34 protein-coding genes and 1 pseudogene are annotated in these 27000 nt (G+C 45.5%); 10 read left to right on the forward strand and 25 right to left on the reverse strand.

Translation table 11 applies throughout. From position 1 onward, the window contains the following. Positions 1-31: 31 nt before the first annotated feature. From ACWJJ5_RS14815 to ilvA, 5 genes are all read right to left on the reverse strand, one after another. On the reverse strand, positions 32-595 hold the full coding sequence (locus ACWJJ5_RS14815; RefSeq protein WP_454022501.1) for a YpmS family protein: 564 nt from the start codon (positions 593-595) through the stop codon (positions 32-34). Positions 596-604: 9 nt separating this feature from the next. Next, positions 605-1360 carry an SGNH/GDSL hydrolase family protein gene (locus tag ACWJJ5_RS14820; RefSeq protein ID WP_369614708.1) on the reverse strand — a complete coding sequence of 252 codons (756 nt, stop codon included), beginning with the start codon at positions 1358-1360 and terminating at the stop codon, positions 605-607. Between the two features lie 77 nt (positions 1361-1437). Beyond that, on the reverse strand, positions 1438-2019 hold the full coding sequence (locus ACWJJ5_RS14825) for an SCO family protein (RefSeq protein WP_003153633.1): 582 nt from the start codon (positions 2017-2019) through the stop codon (positions 1438-1440). 99 nt (positions 2020-2118) lie between these two features. Then, complete coding sequence (locus ACWJJ5_RS14830; protein ID WP_094247854.1) at positions 2119-2370, reverse strand: DUF2535 family protein; 252 nt, start codon at positions 2368-2370, stop codon at positions 2119-2121. Positions 2371-2462: 92 nt separating this feature from the next. Next, the gene (ilvA, locus tag ACWJJ5_RS14835; RefSeq protein ID WP_031379000.1) at positions 2463-3731 is read right to left on the reverse strand and encodes a threonine ammonia-lyase IlvA; all 1269 of its coding nucleotides are present in this window, start codon (positions 3729-3731) and stop codon (positions 2463-2465) included. Positions 3732-3915: 184 nt separating this feature from the next. Between ilvA and ACWJJ5_RS14840 the strand changes: the two genes are divergently transcribed. Next, positions 3916-4908, forward strand: a complete 993-nt coding sequence (locus ACWJJ5_RS14840) for a sigma-54-dependent transcriptional regulator (RefSeq protein WP_454022502.1) — start codon at positions 3916-3918, stop codon at positions 4906-4908. Between the two features lie 16 nt (positions 4909-4924). After that, positions 4925-5563, forward strand: a complete 639-nt coding sequence (gene trhA / locus ACWJJ5_RS14845; protein ID WP_003153625.1) for a PAQR family membrane homeostasis protein TrhA — start codon at positions 4925-4927, stop codon at positions 5561-5563. 41 nt (positions 5564-5604) lie between these two features. Here trhA and ACWJJ5_RS14850 read toward each other — a convergent pair whose 3' ends face one another. The 10 genes from ACWJJ5_RS14850 to ACWJJ5_RS14895 all read right to left on the reverse strand — a co-directional run bounded on the left by ACWJJ5_RS14850 (position 5605) and on the right by ACWJJ5_RS14895 (position 14056). Continuing rightward, positions 5605-6228 (reverse strand): lysophospholipid acyltransferase family protein, encoded by a 624-nt coding sequence (locus ACWJJ5_RS14850; protein ID WP_015417675.1) that lies wholly within the window; start codon positions 6226-6228, stop codon positions 5605-5607. Between the two features lie 15 nt (positions 6229-6243). Beyond that, positions 6244-6729 carry a dihydrofolate reductase gene (locus ACWJJ5_RS14855; protein ID WP_025649779.1) on the reverse strand — a complete coding sequence of 162 codons (486 nt, stop codon included), beginning with the start codon at positions 6727-6729 and terminating at the stop codon, positions 6244-6246. Beyond that, positions 6726-7520, reverse strand: coding sequence for a thymidylate synthase (locus ACWJJ5_RS14860; protein WP_102422248.1), 795 nt, complete (start codon positions 7518-7520; stop codon positions 6726-6728). The genes ACWJJ5_RS14855 and ACWJJ5_RS14860 overlap by 4 nt, the downstream gene beginning before the upstream one ends. A gap of 99 nt (positions 7521-7619) precedes the next feature. Beyond that, positions 7620-8228: a YpjP family protein gene (locus ACWJJ5_RS14865; RefSeq protein ID WP_031378998.1), complete on the reverse strand. Its 609-nt coding sequence runs from the start codon at positions 8226-8228 to the stop codon at positions 7620-7622. Positions 8229-8490: 262 nt separating this feature from the next. Further along, a complete protein-coding gene (locus ACWJJ5_RS14870) occupies positions 8491-9261 on the reverse strand; it encodes a class I SAM-dependent methyltransferase (RefSeq protein WP_454022503.1) in 771 nt (256 codons plus the stop codon). Between the two features lie 39 nt (positions 9262-9300). Beyond that, a complete protein-coding gene (locus tag ACWJJ5_RS14875) occupies positions 9301-9735 on the reverse strand; it encodes a BrxA/BrxB family bacilliredoxin (protein WP_003153619.1) in 435 nt (144 codons plus the stop codon). 81 nt (positions 9736-9816) lie between these two features. After that, on the reverse strand, positions 9817-11493 hold the full coding sequence (gene ilvD / locus ACWJJ5_RS14880) for a dihydroxy-acid dehydratase (protein ID WP_454022504.1): 1677 nt from the start codon (positions 11491-11493) through the stop codon (positions 9817-9819). A gap of 258 nt (positions 11494-11751) precedes the next feature. Next, positions 11752-12885, reverse strand: coding sequence for a conserved virulence factor C family protein (locus ACWJJ5_RS14885; protein ID WP_165625690.1), 1134 nt, complete (start codon positions 12883-12885; stop codon positions 11752-11754). 68 nt (positions 12886-12953) lie between these two features. After that, positions 12954-13562, reverse strand: coding sequence for an HD domain-containing protein (locus ACWJJ5_RS14890; RefSeq protein WP_070082001.1), 609 nt, complete (start codon positions 13560-13562; stop codon positions 12954-12956). Between the two features lie 11 nt (positions 13563-13573). Continuing rightward, entirely contained in the window at positions 13574-14056 is a 483-nt protein-coding gene (locus ACWJJ5_RS14895; RefSeq protein WP_007409521.1) for a glutathione peroxidase, read from the reverse strand. 283 nt (positions 14057-14339) lie between these two features. Here ACWJJ5_RS14895 and metA point away from each other — a divergent pair, with 283 nt between their 5' ends. The 4 genes and pseudogenes from metA (at position 14340) to cspD (ending at position 17034) form a co-directional block, all read left to right on the forward strand. Next, positions 14340-15245, forward strand: coding sequence for a homoserine O-acetyltransferase MetA (gene metA / locus ACWJJ5_RS14900; protein ID WP_003153608.1), 906 nt, complete (start codon positions 14340-14342; stop codon positions 15243-15245). 224 nt (positions 15246-15469) lie between these two features. Continuing rightward, positions 15470-16612: a diglucosyl diacylglycerol synthase gene (locus ACWJJ5_RS14905; RefSeq protein ID WP_007409520.1), complete on the forward strand. Its 1143-nt coding sequence runs from the start codon at positions 15470-15472 to the stop codon at positions 16610-16612. Positions 16613-16706: 94 nt separating this feature from the next. Then, positions 16707-16818 (forward strand): annotated as a pseudogene (locus ACWJJ5_RS14910) (hypothetical protein); the annotation flags it as partial. Positions 16819-16833: 15 nt separating this feature from the next. Further along, a complete protein-coding gene (gene cspD / locus ACWJJ5_RS14915) occupies positions 16834-17034 on the forward strand; it encodes a cold-shock protein CspD (RefSeq protein ID WP_003153604.1) in 201 nt (66 codons plus the stop codon). A gap of 51 nt (positions 17035-17085) precedes the next feature. Here cspD and ACWJJ5_RS14920 read toward each other — a convergent pair whose 3' ends face one another. Beyond that, positions 17086-17268 carry a hypothetical protein gene (locus ACWJJ5_RS14920; RefSeq protein WP_077722488.1) on the reverse strand — a complete coding sequence of 61 codons (183 nt, stop codon included), beginning with the start codon at positions 17266-17268 and terminating at the stop codon, positions 17086-17088. Positions 17269-17429: 161 nt separating this feature from the next. Between ACWJJ5_RS14920 and ACWJJ5_RS14925 the strand changes: the two genes are divergently transcribed. Further along, positions 17430-17687 (forward strand): DUF2564 family protein, encoded by a 258-nt coding sequence (locus tag ACWJJ5_RS14925; RefSeq protein WP_007409519.1) that lies wholly within the window; start codon positions 17430-17432, stop codon positions 17685-17687. 26 nt (positions 17688-17713) lie between these two features. On the opposite strand, the gene ACWJJ5_RS14930 is transcribed toward ACWJJ5_RS14925, so the two are convergent. After that, positions 17714-17896: a zinc-finger domain-containing protein gene (locus tag ACWJJ5_RS14930; RefSeq protein WP_003153581.1), complete on the reverse strand. Its 183-nt coding sequence runs from the start codon at positions 17894-17896 to the stop codon at positions 17714-17716. Between the two features lie 2 nt (positions 17897-17898). After that, positions 17899-18570, reverse strand: a complete 672-nt coding sequence (locus ACWJJ5_RS14935) for a ribonuclease H family protein (protein WP_024085518.1) — start codon at positions 18568-18570, stop codon at positions 17899-17901. Positions 18571-18651: 81 nt separating this feature from the next. On the opposite strand from ACWJJ5_RS14935, the gene ACWJJ5_RS14940 reads away from it, so the two are divergent. Genes ACWJJ5_RS14940 through sspL form a run of 3 tightly spaced genes read left to right on the forward strand, consistent with a single transcriptional unit; the run spans position 18652 to position 19911 of the window. Beyond that, entirely contained in the window at positions 18652-19332 is a 681-nt protein-coding gene (locus ACWJJ5_RS14940) for a queuosine precursor transporter (RefSeq protein WP_003153578.1), read from the forward strand. Positions 19333-19338: 6 nt separating this feature from the next. Continuing rightward, complete coding sequence (locus ACWJJ5_RS14945; protein WP_454022526.1) at positions 19339-19731, forward strand: reverse transcriptase-like protein; 393 nt, start codon at positions 19339-19341, stop codon at positions 19729-19731. Positions 19732-19782: 51 nt separating this feature from the next. Continuing rightward, positions 19783-19911, forward strand: coding sequence for a small, acid-soluble spore protein L (gene sspL, locus ACWJJ5_RS14950; RefSeq protein ID WP_003153575.1), 129 nt, complete (start codon positions 19783-19785; stop codon positions 19909-19911). A 5-nt stretch (positions 19912-19916) separates the two neighbouring features. Here sspL and ACWJJ5_RS14955 read toward each other — a convergent pair whose 3' ends face one another. The 7 genes from ACWJJ5_RS14955 to ACWJJ5_RS14985 form a co-directional block, all read right to left on the reverse strand. Next, on the reverse strand, positions 19917-20804 hold the full coding sequence (locus ACWJJ5_RS14955) for a 5'-3' exonuclease (RefSeq protein WP_070082003.1): 888 nt from the start codon (positions 20802-20804) through the stop codon (positions 19917-19919). Positions 20805-20899: 95 nt separating this feature from the next. After that, the gene (locus ACWJJ5_RS14960; RefSeq protein ID WP_003153570.1) at positions 20900-21043 is read right to left on the reverse strand and encodes a hypothetical protein; all 144 of its coding nucleotides are present in this window, start codon (positions 21041-21043) and stop codon (positions 20900-20902) included. A 76-nt stretch (positions 21044-21119) separates the two neighbouring features. Beyond that, complete coding sequence (locus ACWJJ5_RS14965; protein ID WP_031378990.1) at positions 21120-21377, reverse strand: YpbS family protein; 258 nt, start codon at positions 21375-21377, stop codon at positions 21120-21122. A gap of 67 nt (positions 21378-21444) precedes the next feature. Continuing rightward, entirely contained in the window at positions 21445-25026 is a 3582-nt protein-coding gene (locus tag ACWJJ5_RS14970; RefSeq protein WP_454022505.1) for a dynamin family protein, read from the reverse strand. A gap of 182 nt (positions 25027-25208) precedes the next feature. Further along, positions 25209-25304 carry a Fur-regulated basic protein FbpC gene (gene fbpC, locus ACWJJ5_RS14975; protein ID WP_025284905.1) on the reverse strand — a complete coding sequence of 32 codons (96 nt, stop codon included), beginning with the start codon at positions 25302-25304 and terminating at the stop codon, positions 25209-25211. Between the two features lie 72 nt (positions 25305-25376). Continuing rightward, the gene (locus ACWJJ5_RS14980; protein ID WP_003153565.1) at positions 25377-25883 is read right to left on the reverse strand and encodes an isoprenylcysteine carboxyl methyltransferase family protein; all 507 of its coding nucleotides are present in this window, start codon (positions 25881-25883) and stop codon (positions 25377-25379) included. Beyond that, entirely contained in the window at positions 25883-26983 is a 1101-nt protein-coding gene (locus ACWJJ5_RS14985) for a type III polyketide synthase (RefSeq protein WP_094247848.1), read from the reverse strand. Before ACWJJ5_RS14985 ends, ACWJJ5_RS14980 begins: the two co-directional genes overlap by 1 nt. Positions 26984-27000 lie beyond the last annotated feature (17 nt).

Below are 27000 nucleotides of genomic sequence, written 5' to 3' on the forward strand. Positions count from 1 at the left end.
CCTGAAAGGATCTGTGTTTTTTTATGAAAACTTATTGTTTCGGATGATAATAGGAAAATTCAATTTCATCCGTGTCGAGATTGATTTTATCCGCTTTTACATACATGCCGTTGTCTAAAGGCATTTCTGACAGACGGATCTCGATGCTTTTATCCCCGGAATGAACGTGCACAAATGACGGGAGTTCGTAAAAGCTGTCCATATAATTCAGCACAAAGCTGATCGGCAGGCTTAATTCGCCTAATGAAAACTTCGTCACTTTCAAAACCACATCTCCGTTCTCCTGTACGGACGGTTCAAATGTGACGACCGCGTTAATGGAGGTTGAGAATGCTTTGATTTTACCTGCCACGTGCACATCGTTATTGATGTCCACTTTGTAGTCAAGCTGATTCGATGCCTTCTCTTTTAAGTACGAATTCACAAACCTGGCAAGTGATTCTTTGGAGCTTGTGATATGAAAGCCGTACTCACTTTTTGTCTGATCTTGTATTTTCGCCTGCTCTCTCGGCATAACCAATAATGTCACAATTACCGCGGCGGCAATCACATTGAGTGCGAGAAGAACAAAAAACAGCGATTTCCACTTTTTCATCATTTCACCCTATTCTGCTGGTAACCCTTGTTTTTCTATGATGCCGTATAATCGGTCGGCGATGAGTGCATACCCTTTTGCGTTCGGATGAAAATCATCATCCTTTGAAATCCGTCTGCTGCCGCTTTTTTGACTGAACAAGTCTTCAACATTCACCGCAGCGGCGTGGGGATCTTTTTCCAGCTCTTTTGCGGCGATCTTGTTCCAATCCGTCACAACCCCATTAATTTCTTTTAATTCAGGCAGCGTAAACGTGAACGGATTATACATGCTGACATACACCAGCTCTGCGTTTTCATTATATTTGCGGATTTTTGAAACGATCGCCTTGAACCGTTTTTCAAAAGGTTTCTCTTCCTTTTGGAACGGCTGAACCGTCAGCTGCATCATATTCTGGCGGAGCACCTTCATTAAGTCATTGCCGCCGATGGTAAAAAAGATATAGTCGGCGCTCTTTAATGATTTCTGCACTTTTTTATTATCAAGCTTTTCCAGCAGGTCCGACGTTTTGTCGCCCTGCACCGCATAATTTTTAATATCTACCGTTTTCACATGTCCCTTTTTCTTAAGAGACTCCGCTGTCTTGCCGACGTATCCTGAACCGTCAGGATCTCCTACTCCTTCAGTCAATGAATCACCGACCGCAGCTATGACAATATGATCTTTCGTTTTCGGTTCTTCAGCGTCAGAACCGGTGCGCTGGACAGAACAAGCTGATAAAAGCAAAGCCAGTCCGGCGATCAATGAGAACATTCGCAGCTTCAATCTGGTTGCTCCTTCCCCGTCTACTAGTGGAAAGTGTAACATGTTTTTTCAGTTTTGAAAATGTCTAATCTGCCAGTTTACTTGAGCTCCTCAGCCGCTTTGACATCTGAGAGGATATCATCATACGGAACCTTCTGCACGCCGTCATAATCTTTAAGCACCTTGCCGTCAGGTCCGACTAAATAAAAAGAAGTTTTATGTATTACCTGATCCTCTCCCTCCGGCTTTTTGACGATTGCTTTAAAGCTGTTCAGCGCAAAATCTTCAATGTCCTTTTGGCTGTAACCGGTCAGAAAATCCCAGTTGCGAAGCGAAAGCGGATATTTGGAAGCAAAGGCTTTCAGCTGTTTCGGCGTATCATTTTCAGGATCTACACTGAATGACACAATCCGCACGTCCAGGTTCTCAGCCTTCAGTTTTTTTTGCAGTTCGGTCATGTGGGCCGTCATCGGCGGACAGACTGTATTACAGTTTGTAAACATAAAATCGGCAATCCAGACATGCCCCTTCAGGCTTTTCAGTGACACTGTTTTCCCGTCTTGGTTCTGATATGAAAACGGCTCAATCTGATAGTTCAGCGGGTCTTTTATCGTTTTCCCCCCGCAGGCGCACAAGAGCAGCAAACAAAAGACGGCAGCGAAGCTTTTCATTTTTTTCATTTCCATTCCCCCCCATAGATAAAACGCTTACAGCGTTCATCATAAAAAAATTCCCGCACCCTCCCTTATCAAAAGGAAGGCGCTAAGGAATGTGCACCGTTATGCGTTATGTTTTAAAATCTCTTGGATGAAAACGGCCTCATAATCTTTCCACTTCATACGGCGCTTGACATATTGTCGGAATGAATACACTGTTCTCACACTTTGTGAAGCAAAAACTTCTCTCAAATAAAGCTCAAGGTGCTGATGAATTTGAAAAAAATAATGTTCACCTTCCGTGACAACCGGTATTTCTGTCACTTTTACCTGAATCCCGTCCTGTCGTTTGAACTCTAGGCTTTTGAGTAACAAGATATCAATCCTTCTTTTTCGATTGTTTTCTTTTTATTATATACAATCTGAGAAAGCGTGTCTGTCATTTTGCGCGGCCGTTCTAAAAAAAGTCAGATTAACAGGTGGAACAGATCCTGATCTTTATTCACCTCTACGTAATGAAATCCTTTTTGATTCATCCGGGCAATGAGCGCGCCGTAATCTTCCCGATGCTTAAGCTCAATGCCGACCAATGCGGGGCCGCTGCTTTTGTTATTTTTTTTCGTGTATTCAAACCGGGTGATGTCATCATCAGGACCGAGCACCTCATCAAGGTATTCGCGAAGCGCTCCCGCCCTTTGCGGGAAATTAACGATAAAATAATGCTGCAGCCCCTCGTAAATCATGGAGCGCTCCTTCATCTCCTGCATTCTGCCGATGTCATTATTCCCTCCGCTGACCATGCAGATGACGTTTTTCCCTTTAATCTCTTCTTTGTACAGATCAAGTGCTGACACGGACAATGCACCCGCCGGTTCAGCCACGATAGCGCATTGATTATATAATTCAAGAATCGTGCTGCACACTTTTCCTTCCGGGACAAGCAAAACGTCATCGACGATGGTTTCGAGCGTTTGAAAGGTTTCAGCGCCGATTTTTTTTACGGCCGCCCCATCGACAAATTTATCAATTTTCTCAAGTTCAACCACTTGTCCGGCTTTTTTCGATTCAAAATAGGAGGCTGCGCCCTTCGGCTCTACCGCTATGATTTTTGTATCCGGCGAGATGTTTTTCATGTACGTGCCGAGCCCGGACAGGAGTCCCCCTCCCCCTACGCCTGCAAAAAGAAAATGCGGTTCAACATCAATGTCATTTAAAATTTCGATGGCAGCCGTTCCCTGTCCGGCCATGACATCGGGATCGTCAAACGGATGAATAAACGTGCGGTTTTCTTTTTCACAGCATTCCGCAGAACTCTTATACGCATCATCGAAAGTGTCACCCGTCAATATGATTTCAACAAATTCTTTTCCGAACAGCTCCACTTGGGATACTTTCTGTCTCGGTGTAGTTGACGGCATAAAAATCTTGCCGTGAATGCCGAGGTGTTTGCATGAAAACGCAACCCCCTGCGCATGGTTTCCCGCACTTGCGCATACAATTCCGTTTTCAGTCTGCTCTTTTGAGAGCTGCCTCATTTTATTATAAGCCCCTCTGAGCTTAAATGATCTGACCACCTGCAGGTCTTCTCTTTTCAAATAGATATTGCAGCCATACCTCTCAGAAAGTCTGTCATTCCTCTGCAAAGGCGTATGTATCACCACGTCCTTTACGTTTTGGTGCGCTTTTAAAATGTCTTTTACCTGGATGAGAGAGTCTTCTTTAAGCAACGGTTTCATTTACAGAGTCCTTTCTTATTTAAATCCCTATTTAATATGCCATTATAACATGAATATTCGAACAATAAGATAATTATTTTAATTTTGTAAATAAAAATAAATGAACCGACACAAGAGAAAAAGATATTTTCGATCGCATAAACGTGTTATACTTAAACCAATTAGAACCAAAAGGAGCCAATTCATGAGTGTAATTGAACAAACTGATCCTTTTTATCAGCTAGCCGGCGAACATCACACCTTTTCAGAAGCGAAACGATTGGCCTCGCAATTTGCCTTATCTGATTTGCCAGTCTTCATAACAGGTGAAGTCGGAACCGGAAAAAAACAAATGGCCAGAGCGATCCATCATAAATCCCGCAGAAACAGCGAACTATTTATTACCGTTCACTGCAGCCAAAGCGAAGAGCGGCTCGAATATGAACTGTTTGGCGCTGAAGGTGCATTAAACAGGGCCCGCCGCGGAACATTATTCTTATATGAAATCGGAGACATGCCGCTCTCGGTACAGGCCCGCCTTCTTTCCGAGCTGGACGCCGGGCTTTCCGCCCGCATCATTGCAAGCAGCACGGCGAATCTTGGCGATACCGGCGCGGAAAACACGTTCAGCATAGATTTATTTTACAGGCTTCACGTGTTATGCCTTCCGCTCCCTGCTTTATCTGAACGAAAGAGCGATATACCGCTTCTTCTGCAGCATATGCTGACAGCCTCGGGGCAGCATATTCATATCGATCCGTCCGTTTATCCGCTGTTTGAGCGGCACACCTTTAACGGCAACATCAGAGAACTTCAAAATGCGGCGCACTATATGGCCGCGGCAGCATCCGGCAGCACGATTTATCCCGAGCATGTCCCGCCGTATATCAAAAACAGCCAGAAAGCGAAAACCGCTAAGAAAAAAGAAAAACGGCTGACATTGATGGAGAAAGAAGAGTTTTTGTTTATTTTGGAATCAATTAAAGACTTAAATACAAAAGGCGAACCCGCCAGCAGACGGAGCATATCCGAATTAAGCGAAAACAGCACAATGACATTAACGCCCCAGCAAGTCAGAAACAGGCTTGATTACTTAGAAAAGATGAACTATGTGACAAAAGGCCGGGGACGCGCAGGAACAAAAATCACATTAGAAGGGTTGACCTTTTTGCAGTCACTGCAAAAACAAATCCTTTAAAAAGGAGGACATTTGATTGTTCACAATAAAAGAAGAAATCGCAAATGCCGTCACACACGGAATCGGTGTATTGCTGTCGATTCCGGCGCTTATTTTTCTCATTATCTTCGCGGTGAAATACGGCTCGCCGACAGACATCGTCAGCTTTTCAATCTTCGGCGCTTCAATGCTCCTGCTGTATCTCAGCTCGACTCTTTTGCACAGCATCCAGCATAAAAAAACGAAAGACATTCTTGAGATTGTGGATCATTCCGCGATATACGTATTAATAGCCGGAACATATACGCCATTTTTATTAGGACCCCTTAAAGGGGCGCTCGGTCTGACCCTTTTAATTATTGTTTGGTCGCTTGCCATCGGAGGCATCGTGTTTAAAATCTTTTTCGTGAAGCGGTTTATCATTTTTTCAACGCTTGTCTATTTAATGATGGGCTGGCTGATCATCATCGCCATTAAACCGCTGTACGCTTCGCTGTCAGGCCCCGGTTTCGGCCTTCTTCTTTTCGGCGGCTTATTGTATTCCGCCGGCACAATATTTTATATTTGGAGAAAGGTTCCGTATCATCACGCCATTTGGCACAGTTTTGTTTTAGGCGGCAGCGCCTCGATGTTTTTCTGTATTTTGTTTTATTGCGTCAAAGTTCCCTTTATCTGAAATAAAAAAGCACAGCCTCTCGTATAGAGACTGTGCTTTTTTTATGCACGGAGCCGTTTCTGACCGGCCGGATAATAAGCGGGCTTTATATGTAATTCAATGTCAGCCGGTTTCAGCCGTTTCAGTAATCTGCCCCGCAGCAGCCGGTCTGTTCCCGAAGTGCTGACGGGCACAATCGGGAGATCGAAACGTAGGGCCAGTTCCTCCGGATTGATTTTGCCGTCTTCGGACAGAATCAGACTTTGCCCTTTTTGCAGACGGACTTCCGCCTCCTGAAGCACTGCATCCCGGCTGTCTCCGCCACAAATGACACCCATCAGACGCAGCCAATTTCCGAGAAACGGCATCCGGAAAGCTTTCTCGCCAGCGATAAAACCAGCCGGCTCTTCAAGATGTCCCGCGAGCAGCAGAAGATCAGCCGGGCGCAATTTGGGATGCACATACAATACGGGGCCGTCCGGGATCGGCTGATCATGATGAATGCCGATTGTCGATCCCGAGACGTCAATACAGCCTCTCATAAAGGCTTTCGGCCGCTCATACACCAGCCTCATCTGTTTTTGAAAAGAAAGCCGCGGGTCAAGCTCTTTTTGATTGATATATTCCTGAATATTTTTCATGAACATAAATACAACGTACATCACAAGGCAGCCGTAACGAATCAATTCTTGTCCCCCTGCTTAATTCTTTTTCTCGTATACAAGGTACTCATAATCGTAAGGATTTTTTTCATTTTTTACTCCCTGTTTGCGGGAGGTCAATTCCCATTCAGCTTCATTAAATTCCGGAAAAAAACGGTCTCCTTCAAAGACATGGTGAATTTTTGTCATGTAGAGTCTGTCCGCATAAGGAAAGAGCGCACTGTACAGCTGGGCTCCGCCGATTACAAAGCACTCTTCATCCGCCGGGATCAGCTTGAGCACTTCCTCAGCCGAGTCGGCGGTAATACAGCCCGGGAATGAAGATTCGTCCCGTGAGGTTACAACGATGTTCCGCCGGTTCGGAAGCGGGCGTCCGATTGATTCAAACGTTTTGCGCCCCATTACAATGGTGTGACCCGTCGTCACTTTTTTGAAATATGCGAGATCATCGGGAAGGTGCCAAGGCAGATCGTTATCTTTTCCGATCAGCCGGTTTTCATCCATCGCAAAAATAAACGAAATCATACGCTGACAGCTCCTTTTATGTGCGGATGCGGGTCATAATCCTCAATGATAAAGTCTTCAAACGTAAAATCAAAAATAGAATCAACATTTCGCGCAAACCGCAGTTTCGGCAGCGGACGGACATCCCTTGTCAGCTGCAAATTCACCTGCTCCACATGGTTTTGGTAAATGTGGACGTCTCCGAATGTATGAACAAACTCACCCGGTTCAAGCCCCGTCACATGCGCGATCATCATTGTTAAAAGCGCATAAGACGCAATATTAAACGGCACGCCGAGAAAGACATCCGCTGAGCGCTGATAAAGCTGACACGACAGTTTTCCATCCGCGACATAAAACTGAAACAGGCAGTGGCAAGGCGGAAGCGCCATACGATCAATTTCTCCGACATTCCAGGCGCTGACGATTAAACGTCTGGAATTCGGGTTTGTCTTGATGTCATGAATCAGCCGGGAGATTTGATCAATGGTCTCGCCGTCCGCTCCGCGCCACGAACGCCATTGAGAGCCGTAAACCGGTCCGAGTTCTCCGTTTTCATCCGCCCATTCGTTCCAGATGCGGACTCCGTTTTCCTGAAGGTAGCGGACATTCGTATCTCCTTTTAAAAACCAAAGCAGCTCATGCGCGATGGATTTAAAATGGAGCTTTTTCGTCGTAAGCATCGGGAAACCTTCCTGAAGGTTAAACCGCATTTGGTAGCCGAACGTGCTGATCGTACCCGTTCCCGTACGGTCTCCTTTTTTTTCTCCGTTTTCTAACACATGACGGCACAAATCTTTATATTGTTTCATTTTTTTCATCCTTTTAAATTAGTCTTTTAGTAGTGTAACACAATAAAAAATCATTTCTGCAAAATTTCTCAGAAATGATTTTTTTATTTCTTCTCGCTATTACACGCTCATCCAGTCAGGCGGCGTATTGCGGTCCCAGTAAATGCTGCCGAGCTCATGATGTGATTGAAATCCGTCTTCAGCGGTATGGTAATGAAAATTAAACCAGTAGCCGTCTTGCGGAGGATGATCCCGGCGGACGTGGAACCTTAAAAGATCTTCACCTGTCAGCCTGTTATACACATGAAAAATTTTTTCGGTTTTTCCGGCCGACGGTTTACTGGAAATAACCACATCCTGATACGCTTCATCATCTTGAAACTTGGCTAAATGTCCTGTGATCACATCTTCGATTTTAGGCAGAATTTCACTTCTGTAATCATCTTCAATGACCGGAGAGATTTTGCTGCCGAATTTTAAAAATGATTGATTTTCAGCATCACCGAGAAGCTGCTGCTGATACGATTGAAACAGTAATTCAGGCTCCCGCCCTGCCTTCGCTTCTCCCGGCAGGGCGTGTTCATCATAAAAAGCGGTGTAATCATTCTGCTCAAGACTGCTCGACTGTCCTGAAGGCTTGTCTGTCATCAAAGCAGCCGGAGGAGACACGAGTCCGAACGTTACAATGGTAAACAGAACCACAAGGGTCTTTTTCATCCACAATTTCATGATAGATTGTTCCCCTCTGTTTTATTGTCCTCTTTTCCTTTATTTTAGCATAGATTAAAGCGCGGCGTCATGCCCGGCAGCGTATTATCATGCAATATGGGAAATTGGTAACTGTGACCGAGCGGATAAACCGCTTACAATAAGAAGGAGAAAAAGGAGGGGATGAGATGATTAACGCTTTATTTGCGACTGTATCACTTCTCACGCTGCTTTATTTTGTCGTTATGGAAATCACTGATTAACGAAAAAGAAGCCCATGATATCATGAGCTTACATGGATGACACCGAAGTGGAAAAGCGCCGTCTTTCTTTTCAGCACCTTGAAGCCGTATCGTTCAAACCGCGGGCTTTTCCAATGGTCTTTAAGCACTACGCATTTTTTCGCCGCCCGGACGGCTTGCGTGATGCACTCTTCGTTAAAACCCTCTTCTGCCAGCGCGCGGAGCGGTGCAATGCCGTCTGACGTTTTAACAGGTTCGTGAAACATCGGGTCAAAATAAATGACATCTACCGATGAATCAGGAAGCTCCCGCAAATAATCGGCGCAGTCGGCATGTTTAACCTGAATGCGTTTCATGGCGGTTTGGAGCTGCTTCATTCCGGTTTCCCACGTTTGAAGTCCTGTTTCTACAAGCAATGAGACAAGCTTGTTTTTCTCCAGGCCGATGACTTGCCCGCTTTTTCCGACTGCCAGGCTTGCCAAAATCGCATCGGATGCCAGGCCGAGTGTACAATCTAAAAAGGAATCCCCCTCGCGTAATCCGGCTGCTTTTAACAACGGCTCGGCTTCCCCTCTCAAAAACCGCTTTGCGCGGAACATCGCTGTATTCGGGTGAAAAAAGAACTTCTCCCCTTGCTTCGTGTAAAGTTCGAACCGCTCCTTTCCGATGACTAAAAGATCGCTAGCGGCTTGTTCCAGCATTTTTTCAATGGGCTGTTTATTGCGGCTGCAGTAAGTGTCACCCAGCCTGACACTGAGTGACTGCGCTGTGTGTATCGTATATTCGCTTGGTCTGTAACTCGTTGTGATCATCTTTTTCTCCAAAAAGAAAATGCCCGGAATTCGGGCATTTCAGCAGTGCGCATCGAAGGCATCCGTCAGATTTTTCATAATTTCCTCCATGTCATGCCCTTCGATTTCGTGGCGGGGAATAAAATGAACGACCTCTTTCCCTTTTAACAGCGCCATTGATGGCGAGGAAGGTTCCTGCCCCGTAAAATATTCACGCATTTTTGCAGTTGCGTCTTTATCTTGACCGGCAAATACGGTAACCGTATGATCAGGCGCTTTTTCATGCTGTAAAACAGCCTGAGTCGCAGCCGGACGGGCGAGACCGGCTGCACAGCCGCACACGGAGTTGACAACGACCAATGTCGTGCCCTCTGCCTGTTCCATAAAGCTTTCTACTTCTTCAGCAGTCGTTAATTCCTGAAAACCCGCACCCGTCAGCTCACGGCGCATCGGCACGACCAGCTGGCGCATATATTCTTCATAAGCCATTGACATAAAAAAGCCCCCTCTAAAATCCTTATATGAAGTCAAGGATACTATAGAGGGGGCCGGAATTCAATTGTTCAGGCCTCTGTTTTATATTTTCATGATTCCGCCTGTATTGGCGCTTGTTACGAGTTTGGAATACCGGGCTAGATATCCTGTTTTTACTTTCGGCTCGAAGCCTTTCCATTCGGCCTTGCGTTTTTCCCATTCTTCTTCAGGCACTTGTACGTCCAAAATCTGTTTTTCTATGTCAACGATGACATGGTCGCCGTTTTCTACGAATGCGAGCGGGCCGCCTTCAGCCGCTTCAGGTGATACGTGCCCGATTGAAAGACCCCGGGACGCTCCTGAAAAACGGCCGTCTGTAATAAGCGCCACTTTCGGGCCAAGCCCCATTCCGACAATCTGAGACGTCGGAGCAAGCATCTCCGGCATGCCCGGTCCGCCCTTTGGCCCTTCATAACGGATAATGACAACATCTCCTTCTTTTACTTTGCGGTTTATAATGCCTTCAAGCGCGGCATCCTGAGAATCAAAGACGACAGCGGGACCTTCATGTCTTGTAATCCCGTCCTGTACGCCGCCTGTTTTGATAATGGCGCCGTCCGGAGCCAGATTCCCAAACAGGACGGCCAAACCTCCTTTTTCGGTAAACGGATTGTCAAGCGGATGAATCACGTCATAATCCTTTACTTCATGACCCGCAATTGTTTCTCCGAGTGTGCGGCCTGTTACAGTCAGCGCGTCAAGATGAAGCGCCCCTTCTTTTTTCGCCAATTCATTAAGGGCCGCCGAGACTCCGCCCGCTTCGTGCAGATCTTCAATGAAGACGTCCGAGGCCGGCGCCAATTTCGATAAGTGAGGCACTCGTTCAGCCACTTCGTTAATGCGTTCTAAAGAGTACTCAACCCCAGCTTCATTGGCAAGCGCAAGCGTATGTAGCACTGTGTTGGTTGAGCCGCCGAGAGCCATGTCTAACGCAAAGGCGTTGTCAATCGCTTTTTCGGTGACAATATCACGCGGCTTAATGTCTTTTTTGATGGTCTCCATCAATTGGGCCGCTGATTTTCTCACAAACTCTCTTCTCTCCGGTGAAGTTGCCAGAATTGTTCCGTTTCCCGGAAGCGCCAGACCGAGCGCTTCAGACAGACAGTTCATGGAGTTTGCCGTAAACATGCCTGAACAAGATCCGCACGTCGGACAGCCGAACTGTTCCAGCTCCTGCAGGTCGCTTTCACCGATTTTCCCGGCTTGATATGCGCCGACGCCTTCAAATACTGAAGAAAGCGAAATTTTGCGGCCGTCGCTTGTACGGCCGGCTGCCATCGGCCCCCCGCTGACAAAAATGGTCGGAATATTAATCCGCATAGCCGCCATCAGCATTCCCGGCGTAATTTTGTCGCAGTTCGGAATGCAGACCATTCCGTCAAACCAGTGCGCCGAGACGACCGTTTCAACTGAATCGGCAATGATTTCGCGGCTCGGCAGCGAATATCTCATGCCGATATGCCCCATCGCGATTCCGTCATCTACTCCGATCGTATTAAATTCAAAAGGCACACCGCCCGCTTCCCTGATTGCTTCTTTTACGATTTTTCCAAATTCCTGCAGGTGAACATGCCCGGGAACGATATCGATGTATGAATTACAGACCGCGATAAACGGCTTGCCGAAGTCTTCTTCTTTTACGCCGGCAGCGCGAAGAAGGCTGCGGTGCGGCGCTCTGTCAATTCCCTGTGTGATCATGTTGCTGCGTAATTCTGCCATGGTGATCCCCCTACTGTTTTTAGACTGTGCATTATTTTTAAAATTTTCAGTTTATTCTAGGGCGCGTTCTGCAAATTACCTGTTTACAGTGTCTTTGCCCTGTCTCGCTTTTCTATTCTTTCTGTATTTCGATAAAAACCCTCCAACAATTAATATTGTACTTACTATATAGAGTTTTGAATCATTTTTCAACAATATTCTAAATAATTTTTATAAAAAGTGAATTCAAATAAAAAAGGTGCATGGCGCACCTTTTTGTTATAACTGTTCTTTTTTTCTGCTTTCAGTCATCTGTTTCCAGACTGAACCTTTCGCCTCTTCTCCGTGCTCAATCCGTTCAATCGCCATTTTGACTTGCAGGCTGACTTCGAATTCCGGATCGTCTTCCGCCGCTTTTAATGCTTCCAGCGCGCTTTCATCGCCGACTTCATATAAAAACATGGCCGCGCGCCAGCGCACGAGCTTGCTTGAGTCACTGAGCGATTTCATCATAGCCTGGATGGCGCTCGCATCGCCGAGATCCGACAGACAGTCACCCGCCGTCCTTCTGACCGTCACCGTTTTGTCTTCAAGCGCTTTGTATAACAGTGGAAGCACAGACGGCTTTTCGATCATTCCCAAATAAACGACGGCTTGTCTTCTGATCGAAGTCTTCGGATCATGCAGCGCCTTTTCCAATACTGGTAAATCGTCTTCATCCGGATCCATTTGCTCAAGATGGGCATAGCGCTGTTTCCAGTCTTCATCATCGAGCATTTCCAAAGTCACTTTATAAGCTTTCCGCTGCACTGCCGGTTTGGCCTCACCCTTTTGCTGTACGGCTGCTTCTGTCAGGCGTTTGAGCCGCTCATCACTGTAGGCGGCCTGAAGCTCTTCTGTGACATCGTGTCCGATTTCGGTAAAATCCCCGAAGCGCACGCCTTGTTCTTTCCAAGCCCGCTCAAATACAACATTTGAAGCTTCGGAACGCAGCTTTAAGATGGCTTCTTGGAAACGTTCCGGAAGGCCGAAGCGCTCTTCACGTTCGCCATCCGTCAATTTGACCTGCATCGGGATTCCGCTGAACATTTGTACGAAAACCTTCACTTCACCGAACGATTCCTGTTCAGAACGGCTCTCAGACTGCTCCGTATGTTCCATTCCGAAAGCGGAACGGACCTGAGGCAGAATGTCCTTCCAGTCAAAACGGGCGTTTCTCTCCACAGCCAGGAAATCGGCAACGTGATAAACGCCCTTTACTCCTTCAATGTTTAAAATATCACGTACGACGGCCGGAGCATCATCTGCCTGATCGGGCTTGTAATTGTTGCTTTTCCCTGCCGGAAGCTCTTCAGTCAAAATCACTTTCATCGTGTTCGGACTCGGCGTCGGTTCTATTGATTTAATCTTCATATTGGTCCTCCTATGCGCAATCTGACACTTATTCTAACATAGTCGGCACAAGCGTTCTATTGCGCCGCTTAGCTTTTGCCGATGCCGGCCTCTTTTTGGATACGGGCGGCGAACTGCAAAAGAAATTGATGCCGCTCCTCTGCTAAACCGGCTCCCGTTTTTGTATTCATTAAGCCTTTAAGCTTGATTAATTTATCCTCTATATGGGCCAGCACACTTGTTTGAGTTCCGTACATCGGGTGACCCTTCGCGCCGGCAAACATAAAAGCCCTGCCGATGCCCGCTGCGCCGATCGCATCAAGCATGTCTGCATCCTGAACAACTTTCCCCTCCAATGAAAGCGGCCGCTTTATCAGCAGTTCCCTGTGTCTGAATGACATTCTCGTGATGATATCCGCGATCTCCTCAATGGAGCCAGCCGCAATGTTGAAAGCAGCCAGCCGTTCTGTCACTTCGCCTGCCGTCAGCCTTTCGCTTTTTTCGAGCTTGGCGTCAATCAGATCATGAACCAGCGCGGCCGTCTCAGTGATAAATAAGTCGGCGCCTTCTTCTTTTGCCATATAAACAGAAAGTGCTGCGACCCGGGAAATATGAAGCCAGTCATGGCCCGTACGTTCATTGATAAGCTTTTCTCTGACCCAATTCCTGACGCTTTCCAGCTGCTCTTTTTCGTTCACCGTATCACCTCTTATCGGGCCAAAAGCCTCTGCACCGTATCTTCAAGCTCTTTTGGGTTGACGTTCGGTGAAAAACGCCCGGTGACTTCACCGTTTCGGTCCACGATAAACTTAGTGAAATTCCATTTGACCGCTTTTGTGCCGAGCATCCCCTTCGCCTGCTCCGTCAGATATGTGAAGAGAGGATGAGCGTCTGCTCCATTGACATCAACTTTCGCAAACATCGGGAATGTGACTCCGTAGTTTTTCACACAGAACTCTTGAATTTCCGCTTCGTTTCCAGGTTCTTGGTTCATGAATTGGTTGCAGGGAAATCCCAATATTTCAAGACCTTCCTCCCGATATGTATCATAGAGCTCCTGAAGCTGCTTGAGCTGGGATGTAAACCCGCATTTGCTTGCTGTATTCACAATGATCATCACCTTGCCTCTGTAAGCCGATAGCGTCATGTCTTCGCCTGTTATGGTCCGTACGTTTATATCGTAAATTGTCATCTGCGGCCCTCCTTTTTACATTCTTCATTTATTTTACCTGTTTTACACTGCAAAACAAACGGTAACCGCTTTTTCCTTCCACTTAACGGAAAACGTATTTTTCGAGGAACCAAACGGCTCTTTACCCGTCATAATAAAGAGCCGCTCCGAATTTATGTCCATTTACCGCTTTTATCCCTGTCATTATGCGTTAAATGCGGTTTATTACGCCAGGATGGATTGAAAAATGGCTTAAAAATTTCTATAATGAAGAAAATTAACGGGGAATAACGGAGGTGGCATGTTGCCTATTAATATACCAAATCACCTGCCCGCTAAGCAGGTGCTTGAAAGTGAACACATCTTTGTAATGGATGAAAGCCGGGCTTTTCATCAGGATATCCGGCCGCAGAAGATCGTGATTTTAAATCTGATGCCGAAAAAAATCCAAACGGAAACCCAGCTCCTCAGGATGCTTGGGAATTCACCTTTACAAGTTCACTTTACGTTCTTAATTCCGAGCACACATACTCCAAAAAATACGGCAAGGCAGCATCTGGATGAATTTTATACGGATTTTTCCAGCATCCGCCACAAACGGTTTGACGGAATGATTATTACCGGGGCTCCGATTGAGCACCTGCCGTTTGAAGATGTTTCTTACTGGGAAGAATTGAAGGAAATCATGGAATGGAGCAAAACGAACGTCACTTCAACACTCCATATCTGCTGGGGCGCTCAAGCCGGTTTATACTATCATTACGGCATTGAGAAAGTGGAGCTGCCGAAAAAAATCTTCGGTGTGTTTGAGCATACCGTTCTTAAAAAACATGAGAGATTGGTAAGAGGATTTGACGAGCTATACTATGTGCCCCACTCACGGCATACAGATATTAATACAGAGCAGCTGCAATCGGCTTCGGATCTGGATGTGCTCAGCGTTTCAGAGGAAGCGGGGGTCTGTTTAATCGTTTCAAAAGACGAAAAACAGATTTTCTTAACGGGTCATCCGGAATATGATACCGATACGCTGCTTCAGGAGTATGAGAGAGACATAGAGAGAAATCTTTCAAACGTAGAAGCTCCTAAGCACTATTTTGCGCCCGGCGGGAAAGAACCTGTTAACCGCTGGAAAGCTCATGCAACGTTATTGTTTATGAATTGGCTGAATTATTACGTATATCAGGAAACCCCGTATGAATGGGATTAATTTTTGTTTTGAGTGATACGGTGACAAAAATATGATAAAATACTCTTGATTCAGTATGCGTATAACAAAACTTTAAAATAATGGAACATATCAATTAAATTTAGTTTAAATATGTTGCCGCGCTTATTATAAAATGATGCACTTGTGTTATGTTTATCTATAGACAATAACTCCTTACGATGCATGAAGCTTGCTTGTTGTTGATTACATTGAGGTGAATTTACTTGAATACCAATAAAAAAGTATTAATTTTGACTGCAAATTACGGAAACGGGCATGTTCAAGTGGCCAAAACGCTCTACGAACAATGTCTGCGTCTCGGCTTAGATGTGACGGTTTCCAATTTGTATCAAGAGTCAAATCCGATTGTTTCAGAGGTTACTCAATACCTTTATTTAAAAAGCTTCTCAATCGGGAAACAGTTTTATCGTTTGTTTTATTACGGAGTTGACAAAATCTATAATAAACGCAAATTCAATATTTATTTTAAAATGGGAAATAAACGTTTAGGCCAGCTCGTCGAAGAGCATAAGCCGGACATTATTATCAATACATTTCCGATGATTGTCGTACCGGAATACAGACGGAGAACCGGAAAAGTGATCCCGACGTTCAACGTTATGACCGATTTCTGCCTTCACAAAATCTGGGTTCATGAAAATGTTGATAAATATTATGTCGCCACAGATTACGTAAAGGAAAAACTGATTGAAATCGGCACTCACCCGAACAACGTAAAGATCACGGGCATTCCCATCAGGCCTCAATTCGAGGAATCGATGCCGAAAGAGCCGATTTATAAAAAATACAATCTCTCTCCCGACAAAAAAGTTCTTCTTATTATGGCGGGAGCGCATGGTGTGCTGAAAAACGTAAAAGAACTGTGCGAAAATCTCGTTCATGACGATCAGGTGCAGGTTGTGGTGGTATGCGGCAAAAACAGCTCGCTGAAAGAATCCCTCAGCAGCTTGGAAGGTGACAATGCCGACCGGCTGAAAGTGCTGGGCTATGTAGAAAGAATTGACGAGCTGTTCCGTATTACGGACTGCATGATCACAAAACCAGGCGGCATCACATTGACGGAAGCGACGGCGATCGGAGTACCCGTTATTTTGTACAAACCGGTTCCCGGACAGGAAAAAGAAAACGCCATTTTCTTTGAAGATCGCGGTGCGGCTGTCGTGGTCAACCGCCACGAAGAAATTTTAGAGTCTGTCACCTCCCTTCTTGCGGATGAGGAGAAACTGAACCGGATGAAGGACAATATTAAAAGCCTTCACCTCCCCAACTCTTCTGAAGTCATTTTGCAGGACATTATAAAAGAATCTGAAATGATGGCCGGGAAGGCGGATATGGCATTATCGTAAAAGAAAAGCACACGAACGATTCGTGTGCTTTTTGTTTTTTTCCGGTTAAGCTTTGTTACTGGAAAAATAAAGATAAAAAATAGGGAGCGGCCGCTTGACGCCCGCTCCCATATGGTGTATAGTTGAACCATCATTTAACAACGTTTACATACGTACGGTTGGATGATGACAAAATTTTTTTTAGCACGAAGGTGCTACAGTACTAGGAGGAATTAAGCAATATGCAAAACGGTAAAGTAAAATGGTTCAATAACGAAAAAGGATTCGGCTTCATCGAAGTTGAAGGCGGAGACGACGTATTTGTTCACTTCACTGCTATCGAAGGAGAAGGATACAAATCATTAGAAGAAGGACAAGAAGTTTCTTTTGAAATTGTCGAAGGTAATCGTGGACCTCAAGCTTCTAATGTTGTAAAACTCTAAACTCAATACATGTTGATCAGATGACAAATAGAGGAGAGGCGTATGCCTCTCCTATTTGATTGCCGTCTGAATCTCAATTGCGACAAGATTCTGCTTACAGCGCTGCTCGATTTCTTCAATTTGCTTCTCCTTTGACGGCATTCCTTTTTTTGCCATTTCCGCTAAACTTCCCAAATCACCGTATATTTCTTTAAATGTCTGCTGAAGGATTGTTTTTAAATCATTATCATTCACGGCTGGTTTTTCCCTTCTCTCCCAAGATACCCTGAATAATAGTAAATAAGCCCTAATTAATCAGGTTCAATAGTTATATCGGCTTATTTTCTATATTTTTTTCTATTTTCCGTACATATTTCTAAAAAAAATCTCCAAACTATTTGCGGAGGTGTTTTTTAATGGACTCTGAATTTTTTCCAAACGGACTGACGGATAAACGCCAGCTTGAATTAGCAGTGGAAACTGCCCAGAAAACAACGGGAGCGGCTACCCGGGGCCAAAATTCAACTTTGGTGGAATCTGCTTACCAAGCGATTCAGGATGCCAGAACGATGTCACAATCCAGTGAACTGCAAGCTCTCGACCAGGATTTTCTGCAAAAGCAGCGAATGCTTCTCGACGATTGCCAGCATCAGCTTGATGAATTCGAAAAATAAAACCGCAGAAGCTGCGGTTTTATTTTTTATTGATTTGTCAGCACCTTGCCGTAGGCTTTCAGCTTCTCCCCCACCGTGCATTGGTTGATACAGAAAGAATGAGCGTGCGTTTTTCCAAACTCTTTGCGGAAATGCTTTTTTACGAAACAGTCTTTGCAATATTCATCCTGAAGCTCTGTCAATTCTTTATAAATGCTTTTTTTATCCAATATCAGTCATCTCCGTTACCTTCTAATGTTATGCGGCTTTCAATTTGCCGGTCCGAGAGAATTTTTCTGGCAAGGTCATCCGCTTCTTGATTTTCCTTTCGGTTTACGGCTTCATATGTCGGTGTCAGCTTTAAGGATTCGAGCAGCGCTTCAATTTTATCCAGCCATTCGTTTTGCGTTTCATCATAACACGGCCAGCTGCCGTCAAGCTGATGCAAAACGACGAGGGAATCCCCTCTTATCGTGATTGAATTTCTGCTTGCGCCAAGTTCCTGCACTTCCTTAAGCGCTTCGTACAAAGCGGCATATTCCGCCTCATTGTTCGTCTGAAGCGTTAAGCTTTTGTTTTTCCGTATGCGATGCCGCTTGCCGCCGAGAGAATAATACACGACAATTCCGAGTCCTGCGCGTCCGCTTGTTTTGTCAAAACCGCCGTCGAAATATACTGTAATGTCGTCAGGTTCGTACGCAAGTTCTTCAGTAAGCTTTTCTAATTCTTTAAGCGTCCAGCTCGCGCCTTTTTCATCCTCAAAATAAATGTCTTTTATATAAGGAAAGCGGCTGACTTCTCTTGCAAGCATGCGCGCTTTCGGAACGGTCAGCCAATCTTCGGAAAAAAACGCGACAGGGCCTGTTCCTTTTGCTTCTATTTCGATATACGGCTTAAGATTCATTGAAATCACCTTACCATTCATTAGTTGACGGGCGTGTGCTATAATCAAACCATTCTCAAATTGAAAGGAAGTCAGCAGGTTTTGTTTAACGATGTGTTATGGATCTTATTTGCGGTCATTCATTTTATCATTGTTCTTCTGTTTTATAAAGGATTTGGCAAAACGGGCCTATTCGTATGGATCGGTTTCGCCACGGTGTGCGCCAACTTGCAGGTTGTCAAAACAGTTGAGCTGTTCGGGCTCACGGCAACACTGGGAAATATCATGTACGGCACCGTTTTCTTCGCAACGGATGTGCTGAACGAAAAATACGGTCCCCGGGAAGCGCGCAAAGCCGTCTGGCTCGGCTTTTCCACTCTGCTCGCTTTAACATGCGCCATGCAGGGGGCTCTTTTATATAAACCGGCTGCGTCAGATATCGCACAGCCTGCCCTTGAGACGATTTTCGGTTTTCTGCCGCGTGTTGCGCTCGGAAGCCTCTTGGCTTTTATTTTCAGCCAAACGATAGATGTTTATGTATATTCAGCCATTCGGAGAATCTTTCCTTCAGACAGGCTTCTCTGGCTCAGAAACAGCGGAAGCACGGCGCTCAGCCAGCTGCTGGATACATTTATCTTCACTGCCGTGGCCTTTATCGGCGTTTATTCCGCGGGCGTATGGTTCAGCATCTTTATTTCGACTTACCTGATTAAATTTGCGGTATCACTCATTTCTGTCCCTTATGCGTATGCGGCAAAACGAATGACACCGAAGGGAGAGTGACGGATGATGCCTGCTGAAATTTACGTGGACGGTGCAAGCGCCGGAAACCCGGGCCCCTCCGGTATCGGTATTTTTATTAAACATGACGGGAAAACAGAATCTTTCTCAATTCCGATCGGCGACCATTCAAATCAGGAAGCTGAATTTCTCGCTTTAATTGAAGGAATGAAGCTGTGTGCCGCCCGCGGATTTGAGTCCGTGTCATTCCGGACGGATTCGGATATCGTGGAGCGGGCCGCGGATCTTGAAGCGGTTAAAAACAAGGCTTTCCAGCCGTTTGTGGATGAAATCGTCCGATTAAAGGCCGGGTTTCTATTGTTTTTTATTAAGTGGATTCCCGGCAGACAAAACCAAACAGCCGATCAGCTCGCAAAAAAAGCGATTCGGCTGAATAAATAACCGGAATGAAATTGCGTCTCACTGTTCATCCTACAAATGAGGTGAACAGCTATGAGAAAAGAAAATAAAGGCCGGCTGACCGGGGGCGTGAATCCTCAGGGAAATATGGAAGGAAATGCGCATAAAGACCCGAAATCAGCCCTTGAAAACAACGCAAAAAAAAGCAATACAAAACGCTAGAGGGATCAGCTGATCTCTCTGGCGTTCAGCTTTTCGAGCATTCTTTCAATTCCTTTTATCTGATGGCGTCTGAGCATTAAGGATGCTTCCTCCATCTTCAATGAAAAAAGTGCTTCTTCAAGCGTACAGACTAACGGCACCTCGCAATGTATTTCAGCAAGCTGCCTTGACAGCTCCAATTCTTTCAAGCTTTGCTGAATTTTCGTTTGCTGGCCCTTCGGCAAGAGAGCGAGGCTTTCTAATAACCGTTCTATGTTTTCGTATTCACGGATCAGCTTGTACGCCGTTTTTTCCCCGATCCCTTTAACGCCGGGATAGTTATCGCTTGTGTCTCCCATCAGCGCCTTAATGTCAATCAGCGCTTTTGGCGGAACTCCCGTTTCTTCTCTGAATATCTCATCTGTATATACCTTATAATTGCCGATACCCTTTTGCAGCAGCGCTACTTGAACTTGTTCATTCAGCAATTGAAGCAGATCTTTATCACCCGTTACAATCGTAATTTCCGCTTCCCCGGCAAATAGGGCAGAAAGCGTACCGATACAGTCATCCGCCTCATAGCCTTTTATGCCGATGTTTAAAAACCCGAGCTCTCGCGCTGCTTCTTTCGCTAAATCAAATTGCGGAATCAGCTCAAGCGGCGGTTCGCTTCTGTTGGCCTTATAATCTTGAAACAAATCATTGCGGTACGTTTTGCTTCCCATATCCCAGCAGCAGACGACATGTGTGGGCTGAAACGTATCAACCGCCGTGATGAGATGCTTTAAAAAACCGTTGACGCCGTTTGTCGGGATTCCGTTTTCATTTATCATAAAATTGCGATGAACGGCCGTCGCGAAAAACGAGCGGAATAAAAGCGCCATGCCGTCAACGAGCAGTAATTTGTTATTCATATATCGAAACTCCTTTTTTTATTCAATGTTCCTATTTTACCAAAGAAGGCGGTAAAAAAACAGCATCCCCCCATTTGGAAGATGCTGCCGTCACGTTACTCACCGTGTCTTTTATTGCTTGCCATCAGCTTTTCAGCTTCACGGCCGGCATAAGAATCAAATTTCTGTCCGAAGCCGTTTTTCTTTTTGGCATTGTTATTCTGCTGAGCATTTCTGTTTCCCAGTTTTGTTCTGCCCATGGTCATATCCCCCTTTAGAGAAGATACGGATAGTATGTACAGCAAGCGCTGATGACACACGCGGCAGGTTCATCCATTACTGTCTGCTGACGAATTCTTTCACCATCTCTTCACTTACGAATCGTCTTTGCGGCACGATGCCCTTTTTCGCCAGCTGGTTCATTTTTGCGGTGATGCCATTAATGGCATCTGTCGTGAACGGTTCATTCTGTCTGCATTTTACAATGGCTTCTTCAATGGCCTGTTCACGCTCATAGTCAAGCTGTACAAATGTTTTGACGTGCTGATGCTGTTTTGCGGAATGTGCTGAAATTGCTTTATGGACTTCTGACATAAAAGGTTTCATCTCGCTTTTTTCATTTTAGTCTACCACGACTGTTATCTGCCCGCCAACCGGATTTTTAAATTTTCAGCATTTCATCTTTCTTTTTCCATGCTTTTTCGGCTTCGTAAAGGTGTTCAATTTCCCTTGCACTCGTATTTTCCGCAAGACCTTGTAAATAAGTGTCCCGCTGCTCGTGCATCTGGGACAGGCTTTTATCCGCCATGTCTTCTTGCAGACGGCGCACCTGCTCAGTATATCGCTCTGAAAGGCTTTCTTTCTCCTGCTCAAGCCACTTTTCTGTCACTTTTTGCAGGCTGAGCCTGAGCCCTTCTACAAACGCTGTTTTTCCGTTCTGTTCAAAAAACTGCTTCGGCGATTTAACTTCTTTTATGTGATGTGTGAATGCCGAGACGTCAATGACCGGAGCGACCTCTTTCAGCTGAACGGCAAATTCGTTTTCGGCGCTCACATAAATAGAGAAATCTCCGTCTTCCATAAGCTTCTTCTGACAGTTTTCCATCCATTCCTCAGTCATATGGCGCTCAATAAAACCGGTCATCCGGATATCGAGCGTTTTCAGCTCTTGAATATATTCAAAACGGAATTCCTTGAGCGCTTCATTCAGCGCCGCTGATATATTTTGTTTCCAATCACCGTTTTGAAGACCCGGATGGAAGGCGGTTTTCAGCATATCATTCGCATAAAACGTCAGGCGATGTTTAATGTGATAGAGCTGCTCTTCCGTATCTTTCATCACTTTTCGAATGATGACCTCAGACGTACGGCGCTTTGAAATGTCAGCGAGAGCTTTTTCATAGGAAGACTCCAGACGCTGTTTCTTTTTCTCTTTTTCTTCTGCCGACTGGTGAAGAGATTCGTGAAGCTGTTCCACCATATCGCACAATTTGTCAGCCTCTGTTTTCAGCTGGGCGCAGCTTGCCCTCATTACATCTTCCTCAATAAAGTGCTCAAGCCCGGTTCTTACATCAGAGAACCTGTTATAAAAAGCTGCTTTTTTACCCGCAAGCTCTTCTTTACTTGAGACATGATATAATTTCGGCCGGTTAATTCCCTCTTTTGAGAGTTCTGAGCGGACATAGTCTTTGACGGTTTCCAGCTCGCTTTCGGTTTTGGCCAGATCGGCGGCGTTAATGACAAAAAACATTTTATCCATGCCGAATGATTCTTTGACGAGGCCGAGTTTCTTCAGAAAAGACCTGTCTCCTTTTGAAAAAGAATGCTGATAGTACGTCATATAAAAGAACGCGTCAGCATCTTTTATATATTGAAAGGCAAGTTCCGTATGGCGCTTGTTTATACTGCTTGCTCCCGGCGTATCAACAATGGTGATGCCTTTTTGCGTGAGAGGCGAATCATAATACACGGTGACTTCTTTTACGCAGCAGGCCGTTTTTTCTTCCGCTGCATACGGTTTTAAATCTTCAACCGGCACCGTCAGTGTCTGCCTTTGACGGATCTGTTCTTCATACGTATCAAACGCCTGCAGCATCGTCTGAATCACCGGGATAAGTTCATCCGGAACTTTTCCCTTTTTAATGGCATAATTCCATCTCTCTTTCAGTGAACGTCCCTTTACATCAGCGTCTTTCAGCTCAGTCAGCTGAAGCATTTCAGCGTCCAGCTCCTCCTCCGTTTTAAAAACGATCTCCGCAGATTTATGCGGTTTGCCGTCTTGCGGTTTCGTTATTTTGTTGATCGTAGCCGTTGTGGGCGTCGGTGATGACGGAAGCACGTATTCACCGACAAGCGCATTTGCAAATGATGATTTACCGGAACTGAATCCGCCGAATAACGCCAAGGTAAACTGGCGGTTTTCAAGCCGCTCAATCCTGCTTCGAAAGGCTTCTGCCTGTTTTCCTAATATGCTCGAGGATTCAAGAATCCCGGCAAGCTCATAGAATCGATCAGTCTGCTCTTTTATAGGAAGTTCCTTCATCGCATTTTTTTCGGGCTTGTTTACTTCATACTGTACAGTCTCTTTTGGTTTCTCTATTTGGACGGGCGCGTTTGCAAGACGTTTTTTTCGCGTATACCAGTCGCCGCTTCCAGTATCACAGGTCAATTCTTCTTCCCACAAAGCGCGGACTCGGGCTGCTTTTTCCAAGGCATTGCGTTCTTCTTTTGCCGATTGCGCGAGCTCATCCCTTATCTTCTTTTCTTTTTCGAGCCGGTTTTTCAAGTTCTCAATGAGCGGTCCGTTTTTTGCCTGAACATAAGCGGTCAGCTCCTCAATGAGTTCCGCTGTTTGTCTTTTGGCTTCCCTTCTGATCATCTCAGCGAGGTCTTTCGTATAAGTTAATACGTATTCAGATGAAAAGGCCGCTCCCTGCTTAATGGCCTGAGCGGTGATATCATCAGAAAGCGGTGTGCGGTACGCCTGGATTTTCTTGATCAGTTCGTCCGAATCCACTTCATACCGCTTGGCCGCTTTCGTAAATGTGTCGATAATATGCCAATCCGCTTCCCCTTCCGTTCTTTTTTTAATATCGGCAAAAAATTCAGCATGCCTTCTCTCTTTCTCCTGAGCCGTTTTCGCTTTTGAAAAGAATAATCCGGTTTTAAATGAGGGCTGCTGTGATTCAATATAAGCAGATGCAAGCTCCCTCATCTCAAAGGGTGTCAGATTAGCGTTCTGCAATATGTTCTGCACGTCTTTTCTGATGTCTTTCTCTGCTGTTTCAGCCTGTTGAACCGCTTTTTTAAGCTCATCTTCAACAGAACGGACAAGTGCTTCTTGTTTGTCAAACTGCTCTCCGCTGCCGTTTTTATCTTCTTTTACGAGCATCTCTGTATGCTCTTTGACTAAGTGTGCGACTTTTCTCTCCGTTAAGGACCATAAATTTGTTTTTGCCTGCTGTTTCAGCTTCTGCAGATGTTTTTTCAGCTGTTCCATGACGTTTAAAGGATGGTCAGGCTCAGTGACAGACGTAAAGAAAAGCGATTCTTTCGGTATTCCCGCGCCTTCAAGCATATCTTCCACCTGCCTGCGGTACTCTTCAAACTTCGTTTCGGTTTCATCATGCCTGTCAATTTGGTTGACGATCAGAAACAAATTCGGAATACGGTCTTTGATGGAGCTGAGAAACAGCATATTTTCTTCTGAATGAACGTGATTATAATGAACGACGTAAAATAAAGCGTCAGCCTGATGGAGAACCGAAGCGGCAGATAAAAAATGCGCTTCGTCCGTCGAATCAATTCCCGGTGTGTCAATGTAGGCCGCATAAGGCTCTGACTCCTTAAAGCCGGCATAGACTTCCACCGTTTCAATTTGCTCACCGTCTTTACAGAATTGCTGCACTTGTTTTTTATCGTAACTTCCTTTAATTTCTGCATAAGCCCCGTCCGTCGTATGAAGCACGACTTTATCTTCACCGTGCCGGATGACAACGAGGTTGGCGCTTGTGGGAATCGGGCTTGTCGGCAGTATGTCTTCACCGAGCAATGTGTTTAATAAAGAGGACTTTCCGGCCGAATAATGCCCGGTAAACGCGATATAAACCTCTTCATCAGCCGCTTTTTTCATAATGGCTGCGAGCTGATCGGCCCGTTTTTCATCTTGATGATCTAAAAATTGTGCGTATAAGGCACCCGTTCTGCTGAAAATCTCCCTGTTATGGCGTTCTTCTTCTGTCATGTGTCTTTACCCCTTTGTGTCTGTCGCATCAAATGACGTTTTCATTTTTAGAAAGCTCTGAAAAAAACCTCTCCCCCATTTTACACAAGAATGGCCCACTTTTCTTCAGGAAACGTAAAAAAGCCGCCGATATCGGCAGCTGATAAAGAAAAAACACCCGCGGCATTAAAAACCGCAGATGTTTAAGAAGACATCGATTTATTCGAAACTTTTTTCAATACGAAACCAATTAAAACACTGTATGTACAAACGGCTGCAAATAAAAATAACATTGTCATTTTCGGCACCACCTTGAATGAGAATCATTTTCATATTTACATCTTATCATGAGTGAGAATGATTTTCAATCTCTATTTTGCGGTGTTTTCTTCTAGCGCTTTCTCTTCGGCGCGAATCCTCACAGTGAGCATGCAGGCATTGAGAATCGAAAAGAGAAACAGTGTCCAATATGCTCCGTATAACAGCGGCAGAAAAATAAATTCTAAGATGACGACCGCGTAGTTCGGGTGCTTCATCCACCTGTACGGCCCCTTTCTGACAAGCTCCGCATCCGGCACGACAAGAATTTTCGTATTCCAATACCGCCCTAATGATAATAGAGCCCAATACCTGATCCCCTGTACAAATAAAATAATACATATAATGGCGGCCCACCTTGGAGAAAGCGTTTTTTGAAACGCCGCCACCTCAGCTGTAAGAGAGACAAAAAAGAGCACGTGCATCAGGACGAGAAAGGGATAATGTCCTTCTCCGTATTCGACTGCGCCTTGCTTTTTCACCTTCTGCTCATTGCGCCGGGCCACGATCATCTCCGCAATCCGCTGGGCCGCAAGCAGCATGATAAACAGCCAAAACATTAAGAAGCCCCCTTTTCCCAGCTGAACAGCAAAAGCTCAGACGAAAATCCCGGCCCGAGAGCGCCGATCAGCCCTTTTTCGTTTTCTTTCTGCCGGCCGCGGAGCAACTGTTCTTTTATCACGTGAAAAATAGTTGCGGAAGACATGTTGCCGTGTTTTTGCAGCACCTTCCGAGATGCCGCAAGCTGACCGGTGTCCATTGAAAGACTCGTTAAATAGGCGTCAATGACCTTTTTCCCGCCTGGATGGGCAAGAAAGGTTTTAATGTCGTGAGGATCGACACCATATTCTAATAAAAATTCATCAACATTGTCCTTCAGCCACTGTGAAACCAGGGTGGGAATATCTCTTGAAAAAATGACTTGAAAACCGCTGTCGGTGAATTCCCAGCCCATCACATCTTCCGCATCCGGCATCATCACCGATTGAGTGGCAAATATCCGCGGAAGAAGCGGCTGTTTGACGTCGTTTCGGTTCGCCTTTTCCCCTCCGATTAGTACTGCGGCAATTCCGTCCGCAAACAGGGAAGTTCCGATTAAGTTGCTTTTTGACTTGTCGTTCGGCTGAAACGTTAAGCTGCAGAGTTCAGCCGCGATGACAAGCACGTATGCTTCAGGATATGCGCGGCAGTATTCGTACGCCCTGGACAGGCCGGCCGCTCCGCCCGCGCATCCTAAGCCCCAGATCGGTATCCGTTTTGTTTTCGCAGAAAACGGCAGCTGATTCATCACTTTCGCTTCAATGCTGGGTGTCGAAAGCCCGGTGCTGGAAATAAAAAAGATCGCATCCACTTTTTCATATGGGAAGGGATTTGTTAAACAATCCGGGTTTGTTAAACAATCAAGCGCCGCATCCGCACTATGCTTAACGGTTTCTTCCGTATACAGCCGGTTCTTTTCTGAAAAACCCCGCGCCGTTTTATACCATTCAATCGGCCGGACAAACTGCCTTGATTCAATTTCGCCGTTTTGAAAGGCTTTTAACAGCCGATCAATATCCTTAAATGAATCGGCAAACATCCCTCTCGCAAAATCCGCCGCCGTTTCTTGCGAGACATGATACTTCGGAATGCTCGTTCCGACCGACAACACATATGCCATGCCCATCACCTCTTCAC

It is taken from the genome of Bacillus sp. JK74 (assembly GCF_053663395.1).